8 protein-coding genes are annotated in these 13,554 nt (G+C 59.8%); 3 read left to right on the forward strand and 5 right to left on the reverse strand.

Going from position 1 to position 13,554, the window contains the following annotated elements:
* The first annotated feature begins 34 nt into the window (after positions 1–34).
* Entirely contained in the window at positions 35–1,603 is a 1,569-nt protein-coding gene (locus IEV00_RS00120) for an SLC13 family permease (RefSeq protein ID WP_229722977.1), read from the forward strand.
* Positions 1,604–1,606: 3 nt separating this feature from the next.
* Here IEV00_RS00120 and IEV00_RS00125 read toward each other — a convergent pair whose 3' ends face one another.
* From IEV00_RS00125 to IEV00_RS00140, 4 genes are all read right to left on the reverse strand, one after another.
* Positions 1,607–3,325 (reverse strand): ABC-ATPase domain-containing protein, encoded by a 1,719-nt coding sequence (locus tag IEV00_RS00125; RefSeq protein ID WP_188358330.1) that lies wholly within the window; start codon positions 3,323–3,325, stop codon positions 1,607–1,609.
* Between the two features lie 111 nt (positions 3,326–3,436).
* Positions 3,437–4,996, reverse strand: a complete 1,560-nt coding sequence (glpK, locus tag IEV00_RS00130) for a glycerol kinase GlpK (RefSeq protein WP_188358331.1) — start codon at positions 4,994–4,996, stop codon at positions 3,437–3,439.
* A 36-nt stretch (positions 4,997–5,032) separates the two neighbouring features.
* Entirely contained in the window at positions 5,033–5,833 is an 801-nt protein-coding gene (locus IEV00_RS00135) for an MIP/aquaporin family protein (protein ID WP_188358332.1), read from the reverse strand.
* A gap of 155 nt (positions 5,834–5,988) precedes the next feature.
* Entirely contained in the window at positions 5,989–7,746 is a 1,758-nt protein-coding gene (locus IEV00_RS00140; protein WP_188358333.1) for a glycerol-3-phosphate dehydrogenase/oxidase, read from the reverse strand.
* Positions 7,747–7,845: 99 nt separating this feature from the next.
* Between IEV00_RS00140 and IEV00_RS00145 the strand changes: the two genes are divergently transcribed.
* Positions 7,846–8,793 carry a sugar-binding transcriptional regulator gene (locus tag IEV00_RS00145; RefSeq protein WP_188358334.1) on the forward strand — a complete coding sequence of 316 codons (948 nt, stop codon included), beginning with the start codon at positions 7,846–7,848 and terminating at the stop codon, positions 8,791–8,793.
* 192 nt (positions 8,794–8,985) lie between these two features.
* Here the strand turns inward: IEV00_RS00145 and IEV00_RS00150 are convergent, their stop codons facing one another.
* Positions 8,986–9,900: a LysR family transcriptional regulator gene (locus tag IEV00_RS00150; RefSeq protein ID WP_229722978.1), complete on the reverse strand. Its 915-nt coding sequence runs from the start codon at positions 9,898–9,900 to the stop codon at positions 8,986–8,988.
* A gap of 164 nt (positions 9,901–10,064) precedes the next feature.
* Between IEV00_RS00150 and IEV00_RS00155 the strand changes: the two genes are divergently transcribed.
* The gene (locus IEV00_RS00155; protein ID WP_188358335.1) at positions 10,065–13,547 is read left to right on the forward strand and encodes a bifunctional proline dehydrogenase/L-glutamate gamma-semialdehyde dehydrogenase; all 3,483 of its coding nucleotides are present in this window, start codon (positions 10,065–10,067) and stop codon (positions 13,545–13,547) included.
* Positions 13,548–13,554: the final 7 nt, after the last annotated feature.

Below are 13,554 nucleotides of genomic sequence, written 5' to 3' on the forward strand. Positions count from 1 at the left end.
TCTGAAACCAGAATAATCATTCTGGAGGTACGCCGTGAACAAGGCAATGAAGTCCCATCACCTACACGCCGCAGAACGCGAACACAGGGTAGTTCAAGCCCACCAGCAGACCCACCACCACGATGAGTCACCGCACGGCTTTCTTGCCCACCTTCACCTCAAACCGATCTGGTTTGTTCTCGCCCACCTGGTGATGGTTGCCATTTTGCTACTTCCCTTCGATGATTCTCTAGACCAGGCGGGCAAGGTTGCCCTGGCCGTTCTGGGCTTCGCCGTGGTTATGTGGGTCAGCGAGGCAGTTAGCTACCCGGTTTCCTCGGTGATGATTATCGCCTACATCACCCTCTTCCTGGGCTTCACTCCCGACCCCGAATCTCCGGGAGAGATGCTGGGAACCAGCAGCGCTCTCCCCACCGCTCTGGGTGGATTCAGCTCATCTAGCGTGGCTCTGGTGGCAGCGGCCCTTGCCCTGGCCGCCGCCATGCAGGCAACGGGCCTGCACAAGCGCCTTGCTCTGCTGGTGCTGAAATTCGCCGGTGAAAAGACCTCTCACATCGTTATCGGCGCTATCGTCATCTCCGTCATCCTCGCCTTCTTCGTTCCTTCGGCAACCGCTCGCGCCGGCGCCGTCGTCCCCATTCTCATGGGTATGGTCGTTGCCTTCGGGCTAGAGAAGAACTCTAAGATGGCGGCCCTGCTCATTATCACCGCCGCCCAGTCCATCTCTATCTGGAACATCGGTATCAAAACCGCAGCCGCCCAGAACCTGGTTGCCATGGGCTTTATCGGCGATTCGATGGGGGAGAACGTCTCCTGGGGTGAGTGGTTCTTATGGGCAGCCCCCTGGTCAATCATCATGTCGGTGGTGCTCTTCTTCGTGATGCGCTGGGCCATTAAACCCGAGACCGACCGCATGGAGGGCGGCCGCGAAACCGTGCGCGCCCAGCTAGCCGAAATTGGCCCCATCACCGGTGCCGAAATCCGTCTGGTGGTGGTCTCGGTTCTGCTGCTCATCTTCTGGGCAACTGAGGATATTCTGCACCCCATTGATTCTTCGACCGTCACGATTGTTGCCATCGCTTTTCTGCTGCTACCCAAGGTGGGTGTCTTCACTTGGAAGACCGCCGAATCTTTGATTAACTGGGGAACCCTGGTGGTCTTTGCCATCGGTATTTCGCTGGGCTCCCTGCTACTCAAGACCGGCGCTGCCGCCTGGCTGTCTCAGAAGACCTTTGGCGCCCTGGGCCTGGATAACCTGCCGCTTCTGGCAACCATCGCCCTGGTTTCTATCTTCACGATTCTGATTCACCTGGGCTTTGCCTCGGCTACTTCGCTCTCCTCAGCCCTGATTCCCGTCTACATCGCCCTGGCCACCACCCTGCAAACCCCCGACGGCGGCCTGGGGTTCGTGGTCATCCAGCAGTTCATCATCAGCTTCGGCTTCCTGCTGCCCGTCTCGGCACCGCAGAACATGCTGGCCTACGGAACCGGTGCTTTCACCACCAAGCAGTTCTTGCGCACCGGTATTCCGCTGACCGTCATTGGCTACCTGCTGGTGCTCCTGCTGAGCGCCACCTACTGGAACTGGCTGGGCCTGGTCTAGGGTCTAAGACCCGACTTTCAGCCCCCGCCAGCGGCTGATTGCCTGGTGGAGCTCAGCCACTCGAGGGAGCACCAAGTCCCCGCGCACCCGCGCGCTACTTTCGGCGCGGGCCCCGGCGGCTCCTACCAGTAGGTCGAGGCCCTGCTGCTGAAGTTGCTCAATCACCGTTAGGACGGCGCTGTGCAGGTGCCTGCCCTGAGTTGGGTTCTGCGGGCGGTCGAGTTCCCGGGCCACCAGCTCCAGTGCCAGGGCTATCGCGTTGGTTTGGCCGGCATCGACCAGCTGGGAAAGATAGCGTAGGTCCAGGTTTTCTTTGCCAATCTGTACCTGTTCAAGGCCCCGGCCCCGGGGCGGCTTACTGCCCCGGCTACCCCTCAGCGAAGCGGGAACAACACTGCGGCCGCTAGTAACCGCGCTATAGGAAGCAAAGTCAAAGTCAACCGGCTTAGCACGAGCACCGGCAATCTGATGGGCTCGATCGGTGACGTCTGAGGGCACGTAAGACCTCATAGCTATCACCGAATCGGCCACTCCAAAGAAGATGCCGCTACCACCCACCACCAAAATGGTGCTGACTCCCAGCTGGTCATAGAGAGCCCGCACCCGGTCAACAAAGGGGGTAATGGGCTCGTGTTCGGCGGCAATCAGCTGTTTCATGGCTTGATCGCGAATCATGAAGTTGGTGGCCGAGGTGTCTTCGTCAATGAGCAGGGTTTTAGCGCCGATTTCCAGCGCCTCAGCAAGGTTGGCAGCCTGGGACGTAGAGCCAGAGGCATTGGCAGTGAAAAACCGCGAGGTATCGGCACCGCCGGGCAGATTATTGATAAAGGGGGAAATATCGGTTCCCGTAACAGCCCGGCCGTCCTCAGCCCGCACCATCGCGGCGGTGGGATCGGTGACCACAAACTCCCGGCCGTCACCAGGCACATGAGAGTAGACCCCGCGTTCAATAGCGCGCAGCAGAGTAGATTTACCGTGAAAACCGCCACCGGCAATCAGGGTAATGCCCGCTCGCACTCCCATACCGGTAACCTCCCGGCCGCTGGGCAGACTAAACTTCACCCGAAATTCCTCGGGCGACTCAAAGGCAAGGGCAGAACGCAGGGGAGTATCACTATCCCCAGCAGACCGGGGTAAAATCGCGCCGTCCGCAACAAAAGCCACCAGCCCGCGCTCGCTAAGCTGCCCCTGCAGCGCGCTGAAGTCGGTGTAGGTTTCCACGTGCTCCCGCAGCTGCTCGGGGTCAAGACGCTCGCCCACGGCAGAGTATTTCACCAGGTCGAAAAGGCGCTCCCCGAGTAGCCGTGCGGCGAGCTTGCCCTTCACGCGCCGTCCCGCAGCGGGAAACTGAAAGGTAAACCGAACCTGCACCGCTGACTCACTAACCACCACTGAACTACGCGGCAGAATCTCCTGGCCCGGAGTCACAAAACCGTATTCACGCGGGCCCTGTCGAATCGCATCGGCGAGGTCGCGGGCTATAAAGTCGGCTGCTGCTACGCGCTGCTCAGCGCTGCGGGTCAGCTCGCCCGGCAGGGCGGTGGCCTGACGGGGAATCACCAGGTGCATGCGGGACGCCGGCGCGTAGGGGTCTGATTGCACCTTATCGATGTGCAGGGTGAAAGTTCCGAAATCCCAGGCGCCGGTGAGCTGCTTGAGGGCACCGTAGGATTTACCGTCGAGGGAGTGAAGTTTCTTTCGGAACGTTTCAGATGTAGGCATGTCTCCACCCTACAGGTAAGACCCTCGCAGAACCCGCACGGGGAAAAAGAAAGGCAGGCCAACCTACAGCGTCAGAGACACTGTAGGTTGCCTGCCTAGAAGCAAGAATCCTTACTCGGTATCGGTATCTTCGTCTACCCAGTCCAGGGTCTTGGAGACTGCCTTCTTCCAGTTACGGTACTGGCGTTCGATTTCTTCACGGTCATCGCAGGGCTCCCAGCGCTTGTCTTCGGCCCAGTTATCGATCACGTCCTGCTCGCCGTCCCAGAAGCCCACGGCAATACCGGCGGCGTAGGCGGCACCCAGGGCGGTGGTTTCAATCACCTTGGGGCGAATCACGGGAACGCCCAGAACATCTGCCTGGAACTGCATAAGGAACTCGTTGGCGGTCATACCGCCGTCTACGCGTAGCTCACCCAGGTGAACCCCCACATCGGCGGCGTCGGCGTCCGCATTCATAGCGTCGAGCACTTCGCGGCTCTGCCAGGCCACAGACTCAAGAGCGGCGCGCACGAGGTGGGCACGGTTGACGAAGCGGGTCAGGCCGACGATGACGCCGCGGGCGTCGGAGCGCCAGTGGGGAGCGAAGAGGCCCGAGAAGGCAGGAACCACGTAGGCTCCGCCCGAATCCTCAACGCTGGTGGCAAGAACCTCTGACTCGGAGGCATCATCGATTATCTTGAGGTTATCGCGCAGCCATTGAATCAGGGAGCCGGTGACGGCAACGGAACCTTCCAGAGCATAGACGGGCTTCTGATCACCAATCTTGTAGGCAACGGTGGTGAGCAGACCGTTCTCAGAAATCACGGGCTCGTGGCCGGTGTTCATGAGCATGAAGTTACCGGTGCCGTAGGTGTTCTTTGCCATGCCCTTCTCGAAAGAGGCCTGGCCAAAGGTGGCAGCCTGCTGGTCGCCGAGAATACCGGCAATCGGAACACCGGGAAGCAGACCCTTCTGGCGGCCGTAGCCGTAGACCTCTGAGGAGGACTTGATTTCGGGCAGCATACTCATGGGGATTCCCATGTCTGCTGCAATGTTTTCGTCCCATTCCAGGGTACGGATGTTCATGAGCAGGGTGCGGGAGGCGTTGGTGACGTCGGTGACGTGCACGCCACCCTCTACGCCGCCGGTGATGTTCCACAGAACCCAGGTATCGGTGTTACCAAAGAGCAGGTCGCCGGCTTCAGCCTTTTCGCGAGCTCCCTCTACGTTGTCAAGAATCCACTTGACCTTGGGGCCCGAGAAGTAGGTGGCGAGGTTGAGGCCCACGATGTCATGGTAGATTCCGGACCCCTTATCGCCGCCAAGCTCATCGACGATCTTCTGGGTGCGGGTATCCTGCCAGACGATTGCGTTGTAGATGGGCTTGCCGGTCTTCTTATCCCAGACCACGGCGGTCTCGCGCTGATTAGTAATGCCTACGGCTGCGATTTCGTGGTGGTTGACCTCGGCGCGGGAAAGGGCCTCACCGACCGACTTGCGGATGTTCTCCCAGATTTCCATGGGGTCGTGCTCAACCCAGCCAGCCCGGGGGAAAATCTGCTCGTGCTCGTGCTGGCCCACAGCAACAATTTCACCCTCTTTGTTGAAGAGGATAGCGCGGGAAGAGGTTGTTCCCTGGTCGATGGAGAGAATGTACTTCTTGCGATCGGGGAGTTCGGTCTTTGACATAGTGTTCACATCCTTGTGATTGTTTTGTTTGAAAGTTTAGATGGCGAGCATCGCCGGTACAATAAGCGCGGCCAGAATGGCGCCGATAATGGGGCCCACCACGGGAACCCAGGCGTAGGCCCAGTCTGAGGAATCTTTATTCTTGATGGGCATCAGTGCGTGGGCGATACGGGGAGCGAGGTCACGGGCGGGGTTGATGGCGTAACCGGTGGGGGTACCCAGCGAGATACCGATGGCCAGCACAATCAGTGCCACACCCAGGGGGCCAAGTCCCGAAGGAGTCAGGCCCGAGCCTACCACGAAGCCCACCAGAACAAAGGTGGCGATGATTTCGGTAAGCAGGTTCCAGCCATAGCTACGAATGGCAGGTGCCGTGCTGAAAATGCCACGAGTAGTGCCGGGCTCTGCTTCTTTGAAGTGGCCCCGGTAGGCAAGGAAAGCCAGCCAGGCACCGATAAAGGCACCGAGGAACTGACCTGCGAAGTAGATCAGCATGTTGGGCACGGTGGGGGCGACTCCTGGCGCGAAGTCGTTGCCCCCCACAAAGAGGCCAACGGTGACGGCGGGGTTCAGGTGGGCTCCGGAGGGTGCCGAGAGGTAGACCGCTGCGAAAACCGCCATAGCCCAGCCAAAAGCAATGAGAATCCAATCGTGATTGCGGGCTGCAGACTTGGGCAGGGTAACTGCCGCGCAGACGCCAGCTCCGAGAAGAATAAGTACTGCTGTACCCAGGGTTTCTGAGAGAAAGACTCCCCAGCCTGTGGCTTCTCCCGTTGCAGTAACAAGCGGGCTTGCGCCCTCGGCTAGGAGTGTGGCTGAAGTAAACAAATCACTCACGTGGCTTGTCCTTTCTGTGCCTTACCTAGATCAACAAACCAGTGAGCCCCGGAAGGTTGCGTCATTGGAAGATTCCTAGGGTTTTGATATTGAATTATGGAAAAACGAGGTGGCAGAGCGGGCGGTTACCCGCTCTGCCAAGGGGGAAGAACTGATTAGCTCAGCTCTACACGGGGTGCCACGTGACCTGAAGCAGCCAGCAGGCCGGTTGCCTCGGAGTCAGTCTGGCGGGTCTGGGCCTGGGCAATAGCTTCAACGCGCTGACCGTAGAGCTCCAGCTCGCGGGCAGCATCTGCCTCAGACCAGCCCAGTTCGGGGGCCATGATGGCCAGAATTTCCTCGGCTGAGGAAAGGCCGCGGTCGGTCTGTTCAAGGTCCAGGCGAACGCGACGAATCAGAACGTCCTCCAGGTGCAGGGCACCCTCTGCCCGTACAGCGTAGAGAACCTCTGCGCGCAGGAACTGAGGAGCGTGAGCCAGCGGCTTGCCCAGCTCAGCATAGGAGTCAATCAGGGCCAGAATCTCTGAAATCTCAGAACCGTAGCGTTCAAAGAGAGAGTCCATGCGGTCGGAAGTCCAACCGTGCTTCTGGGCAATCTTCTCTGAAGAAGCCAGAGCAGCTTGGTAACCGTCAGCGCCCACCAGCGGAATATTCTCGGTGATGGAGGGCTTGGACTTGGCTCGACCACCGAGCGCAAAGTCCACGGCGTCTTCTGCCATCACGCGGTAACCGGTGAGCTTACCGCCGGCGATGGCGCTCATACCGGGTGCAACCTCGGTGACGGTGTGCTCGCGGGAAACCTTGGTTGAGGCGGTCTCGGAGCCTGACTTGAGCTTGGGCTGCAACAGCGGGCGCAGACCGGCGTAGGTTGAAATGACGTCGTCGCGGGTCAGCTCGTTTTCTAGGAGCTTGTTGGCCTGCATAATGACGTAGTCAATGTCTTTTTCGGTGGCAACGGGGTTCTCAATATCCTCGTGGTAGGGGGTATCGGTGGTGCCGATAATCCAGTAGCGCTGCCAGGGGATAATGAAGAGAACCGACTTCTCGGTCATGGTGAAGATACCGCTGGTTGCCTTAATGCGGTCGCGGGGAACAATAATGTGAATACCCTTGGAAGCGAGAACCTTCAGGCCTGTGTCTTCGTTGGCCAGGGCCTCGGATTCCTCGGTCCAAACACCGGTGGCGTTGATAATGTGGTTGGCCTTGATATCGCGTTCGGTGCCGGTCTCCAGATCGCGGACGGTTGCGCCGATTACCTTACCGGCGGCGTCCTTATTAACCCGTACCACCTGGGTGCGGGAGGCAGCCAGAGCGCCGTAGCCGGAGGCGGTGCGTACCAAATCGACTACCAGACGCGCGTCGTCCACACGGGCGTCGTAGAACTGAATGGCGCCGGTGAAGACAGAGTTCTTGATGTCGGGGAAGATTTCCTTGGTGCCCTTCTTGGTGAAGTGGCGCTGGGCAGGAACGGTCTTCTTGCCGCGGGCACCAGCAAAAGCCATGGCGTCGTACATACCGATTCCCACAGCCGAGTAAGCGCGCTCAATCACGGGCATCTTCAGCGGCCAGAGGAAGGGCTGAGCCTTAACCAGGTGGGGAGCAATCTTATTGAGCAATAGACCGCGTTCCCTCAGAGACTCTGCAACCAGCTTGAAGTCGAGGTTGTAGAGGTAGCGCAGGCCGCCGTGCACCAGCTTGGAAGACCAGGCCGAGGTGCCCGCAGCCCAGTCGCCGGCCTCAACGATTCCGGTGCGCAGACCGCGGGTAGCGGCGTCCAGGGCAATACCGGCACCGGTTACACCGCCGCCGATCACCAAAATATCAAGGCCCTCGGAGTCAGACATAGCGTCGAGAGCCGCAGCGCGGGAGGCCGCGGTGAGCTTAGAATTGTGGGCAAACTGTGTGGTGGACATGAACATAACCCCTTTCAAATTAACGTTATTTACATTTGAACAACGTATGGTAGTTATGACCAAAACTTTTGAACGGATTTTCAAGAGGCCTGAAGAAAAGTGAACGAACGTAATGCTCAGGCCTATCAGGCGGCTGACCTCTACTATATGCGGGGGATGACGACGGAGGCTGTGGCGGAAGAGTTAGGAACTTCCCGCGCTACGGTTTCTCGGCTGCTGAGGCACGCTCGTGAAAGCGGCATTGTACAGATTCGCCTCAACGAGAATCTCAAGCCTAAGAGTCAGCTTTCCCAGTCCCTGTCTGCCCGCTTCAAAATCAATGTAAACGTGGTCAATACGACCGCCGACATGAGCCCTATGGGCAGAATAGAGCTGGTTTCCCGCGAAGGTGCCAAACTGCTTGATTCCCTCATCGACCACGGCACGGTGGTGGGGGTTGCCTGGGGATCCACCGTGACCGAGGTGGCTAAGTATCTCCCCACCCGGCCGCTCAAAGACGTGGTGGTGGTTCAGCTCAACGGTGCAGGCAACGCCCGACACACCGGCATTCCCTACTCCGGTATTATCCTGGGCTCAATTGCCCACGCCTATAACGCCTACATGGTGCATTTTCCGGTACCAGCCTTTTTTGACCACGCCTCAACCCGCGAGGCCATGTGGCAGGAGCGCAGTATTCAGGGGGTTCTGAAGACCCAGCAGAAGGCGGACGTCGCCCTCTTTGGTATCGGTGCCTTTGGCGGGGCGGTGCCCTCCCACGTGTATTCGGGCGGTTATTTTGACGCCGCCGAGCAGGCAGACTTGCGTGCCCACGGGGTGGTGGGGGATATGTGTACGGTTCTGCTTCGAGAAGACGGAACCTATGCGGACCTTGAGGTTAACGCCCGGGCTTCCGGACCCAGCCCCAACAATCTTGCCAAGATTAAGCGGCGGATTGCGGTGGTTTCGGGCAACCACCGCCTCAAGGCCCTCCGCGGTGCCTTAGAAACCGGGGCGATTACCGATTTGGTGGTCGATACCCAGCTGGCGCAGGCATTGGCTGGCTCCTAGAAAGCGTTTAGGCGACTCGATGAAACAGGGTCATCTGCACGGGCTGCCATGATCGCCGAGTGGCCATTTATAGACCGTTTTTCTCCGATTTTCGGTATAAAAATGGCCACTCGAAGAAGCTCGATAGGTAAAGTACACGTTTCTTCTTGTCGGGTTGACGTAGGTACACCTGTATTCCCTGGCCACTCTTTTCTATTCTGCTTCGGCCAAGGTGTGGGGGAGTTGGTTGGTAGCCTTTTTCAGGGCGGCTCTGAGGGCTAAGATAGCCGGCGCCTCAATGCTGTCTTTGCGCACCGCCGTGTAGATTTTCCGCTGCGGCCTGCCGGGTAGTTCGATGAGCTTAATGCCGAAGTCGGCTGGCAGAGAAGAAGTCGCCAGAGAGGGCAGAATTGCCGCGGCAAAACCCTCTTTGACCAAACGGCAGTGCATAAGCAAATCTTCAATGTCAAAGTGAACCTGCGGCTCAAAACCGGCCTCCCTGCACTTGTTAATCGCCCACTGCCGGGAGGTGTTGTGGCTGCCCTCCAGTACCCAGGGGAGGACGGCGGCGTCCTGCAAATTCTCTACTGGCGAGTCTGCCGCAACCGCCAGATGTAGCGGGTCGCTGGTGAGGAACTGTAGCTCAAGGTCATCGTGTTCGGGGGCAAAGCGTCCGGGATAGGTCTCGGCAATCACCAGGTCGAATTGGCGGGAGCGAGTGAGTTCCAGGCCGGTTTCGGGGTCAATCTGGTCTACCACCAGGTTTACCTTGGGGGCGGTATGGGCTAGCTCAATCAGGGTTGGGGTTAGCAGAGCCATAGCGGCTGACTGAAAGATGGCAATGCGCAGGGTGCCGGAGGGCTCGCCGGAAAGCTGGGCAATTTTGGTGGCGGTGGCGTCTAGCTCCCGAAAGATGCTGTGGGCTCCCTCTGCAACAATGCGGCCCGCCTCGGTGAGCTGAACGGAGCGGCCCACCTTTTGTATTAGGGGAGCGCCCACTTCTTTTTCCAGGGCTGTCATTTGCTGAGAAATCGCCGACGGCGTGAGGTGGAGAACGCGCGCGGCGGCGGCGAGGGTGCCGCGCTCTTTGATCTCAAGGAGCATGTTGAGGCGACGGATGTCGTACACGGGTAAGCCCTTTCACAAGCGGAAAAATTTATTAAGTAATACTAAACTGTTTTCGCAAGAAAGATTCACATTTCCTAATCGTGTGTTTCTGACCATAACGTGGTCAAATAGAGGCAAAGAGTTCATGATGAGCCGGGCTAGCCCCGGGGAATAGGAGCCGAACAATGGCTTACCCCTTTGCATCAGAGAAGTACCAGAAGCTGGCTGAAGAAGCTAAGGCGCTGGTGAAAGAGTGGCTTGAGGAAGCCCAGTCTGTTCCCGCCGACACCTCCGCTGAAATGCTGGCGGGCGTGCTGAAAGACCCCAACGGTCTTGACTTCACCGTCGGCTTTGTGGACGACGTGATTCGCCCTGAGGACGACGCCATTGCGGGCAAGAACCTCGCGAAGATTGCCCACCTGGTACCCGGCTTCCTGCCCTGGTACATGAAGTCAGCCGTGAACGCTGGTGGTTTCCTGGGTAGGTACGCCTCCTGGCCCACCGTGCCTGTAGCCCGCAAGGTGTTGCGCGAGATGGTCGGTCACCTGGTGGTTGATGCCCGCGACGAAAAGCTGGGCCCCGCTATTGAACACCTGACCTCCTCGGGCAATAAGCTCAACGTTAACCTGCTGGGCGAGGCCGTTCTCGGCGATAAGGAAGCAGAGCGCCGTCTCTCCGAGGTCTCTCGTCTGCTCAAGCGCGACGACATTGACTACGTTTCGGTGAAGGTGTCGGCTGTTTCGGGCCCCCACTCCGCCTGGGCCTTTGACGAGGTGGTTGATGAGGCCGTTCGCCGCCTCACCCCCCTCTACGAGCAGGCCGCCAACTCACCTCTGAAGAAGTTCATTAACCTGGACATGGAGGAGTACCACGATCTTGACATGACCATCGCGGTCTTCACCAAGATTCTGGACCAGCCCCAGCTGAAGAACCTCGAAGCCGGTATTGTGCTTCAGGCCTACCTGCCCGACACCCTCGACGCCATGCAGCGCCTGCAGGCATGGGCGGCTGAGCGCGTTGCCAACGGTGGCTCCCGCATTAAGGTTCGCCTGGTCAAGGGCGCTAACCTCTCCATGGAAATTGTTGAGGCTGTGACCCACGGCTGGGAGGTTACCACCTGGGATTCCAAGCAGCTCACCGACACCAACTACAAGCGCGTGCTGGACTACGCTCTGCGCCCCGAGCACACCAAGAACATCCGCCTGGGTGTTGCGGGCCAGAATCTCTTTGACGTTGCTTTCTCCCTGCTCCTGGCAGAAGAGCGCGGCGTTGCCAACGACATTGAGTTTGAGATGCTCATCGGCATGGCATCGCAGCAGGCAGAGATTATCCGCCGCCGCGTGGGCCACCTGCTGCTCTACGTGCCCGCCGTGCGCCCCGAGGAGTTCGACGTTGCGATTTCCTACCTGGTGCGCCGCCTGGAAGAAAACGCCTCCTCCGAGAACTTCATGAGCGCCGTCTTCGACCTGCACGATCACGAAGAGCTCTACCAGCGCGAGGAACGCCGCTTCACCCGTGCGCTGAACTCCGTGACCGACGAGGTGCCCGAGCCCAAGCGCAAGCAGAACCGTAACGAAGAAACCGCTGAGAACGTTTGGCGCCCCCGTTTCGGCTTCGAGAACGCCCCCGATACCGACCCCTCGCTGAGTGCCAACCGCGCCTGGGGTCGGGCAATCCTGGAGCGTTCCAAGACCACCGAGCTGGGCATTCAGCTGCTGGAAGAGAACCAGCTGGCTTCAACTGACGAGGTTGAGCCCCTGATTGACTCCGTTATCGAGGCTTCTAAAGCCTGGGGTGCTAAGTCCGGCAAGGAGCGCGCTGATGTGCTCCGCAAGGTCGCCATCAACCTTGGCGTACGCCGTGCCGACCTGCTGGAGGTCATGGCAGCTGAGGCAGGTAAGACCCTGGACCAGGGCGATACCGAAGTCTCCGAGGCGATTGACTTTGCCAACTACTACGCCGAGCTGGCCGAGGCGGTAGAGCAGGTGGACGGTGCCACCCACAAGCCGGTGAACCTGACCCTGGTGGTACCCCCGTGGAACTTCCCGACCGCTATTCCCACCGGCGGTGTGCTGGCCGCCCTGGCTGCGGGCTCCGGCGTCATCTTCAAGCCTGCAACCAACACCGCCCGCACCGGCGCCGTCATTGCGGATATTCTCTGGGAGGCGGGTGTGCCCCGCGAGGTCGTGCGCCTGATTAAGGTCAGCGACCGCGAGGCTGGCAAGCAGCTGATTTCCTCGCCCAAGGTAGACCGCCTGATTCTCACCGGTGGCTACGAGACCGCTGAGACCTTCCGCTCCTGGCGCAAGGACCTTCCGCTCTTCGGCGAGACCTCGGGCAAGAACGCGATTATCGTGACCCCCAATGCCGACCTCGATCTGGCGGTCAAGGACGTCGTCTACTCGGCTTTCGGCCACGCGGGCCAGAAGTGCTCCGCCGCCTCCACCGTGATTCTGGTGGGCACCGTGGCAACCTCCAAGCGCTTCCGCAACCAGCTGCTCGATGCGGTGTCCTCCCTGCACGTCTCCTACCCCCAGGATGTCGAGACCCAGATGGGCCCCATCATCGCACCCGCCGAGGGCAAGCTGCTGCGCGGCTTGACCACCCTGGGCGAGGGAGAGGAATGGGCTATCAAGCCCAAGCAGCTGGATGACTCCGGCAAGCTCTGGTCTCCCGGTGTTCGCTATGGCGTGAAGCCCGGCTCCGAGTACCACCTGACCGAGTACTTCGGCCCCATTCTCGGCGTGATGACCGCCGATACCCTGGAAGAGGCTATCGAGCTACAGAACGCAACCGACTACGGTCTTACCGCAGGCCTGCACTCCCTGGACTCTGACGAGTTGGCCCTGTGGCTCTCCAAGGTTCAGGCAGGTAACCTCTACGTCAACCGCGGTATTACCGGTGCGATTGTGCGTCGCCAGCCCTTCGGTGGCTGGAAGAAGTCCACCGTTGGTTCCGGCACCAAGGCGGGCGGCCCCAACTACCTGGTGGCCCTCTCCGATTGGGAGACCAAGCCCTCGCAGGCAACCGCGGCCCCCACCGTTCCCGCCGTGCGCGAGGTACTGGCTGCAACCCGCGAGCCCTCTGCTGTAGACCAGGAGCAGCTGGAGTTCCTGCTGCGCTCGGCAAGCTCTGACTCCCAGGCATGGAACACCGAATTCGGCATCGGCCACGACCCCTCCCAGCTGGGCGTGGAGCGCAACATCCTGCGCTACGCCACCCAGACCGTTCAGGTGCGCGGCGACTCCGACGCTGACTTCTTTGAGGTGCTACGCGTGGTACTGGCAGGTCTTGCCGCCAAGGCCCCGGTCTACCTCTCCGTTGCCCGCGAACTTCCCGTTGCGGTGGCCGGAACCCTGGAAAACCACGGCGTAACCATCACCGTGGAATCCGACGAAGAATACCGCAGCTTCCTGGCGGCAAATGCTAAGAAGGACGTGCGTGAGTTCGAGGGAGGCCCGCTGGAAGGCACCCGAATTCGCTACATCGGTGGCGATGCAGCGGGTATCTTCGAGGCGCTGGACGGGCGGCCTGACCTGGGTGTTTACACCGCTCCGGTCACCGAAGCAGGCCGCATTGAGATGCTGCCCTTTGTCAAGGAGCAGGCAGTCTCCATCACCGCCCACCGCTTTGGTAACCCCAACAAGTTCTCAGAGCACGTCATCTAAGCTGCCC

It is taken from the genome of Rothia aerolata (assembly GCF_014635585.1).
GTDB classification, from domain to species: domain Bacteria; phylum Actinomycetota; class Actinomycetes; order Actinomycetales; family Micrococcaceae; genus Rothia; species Rothia aerolata.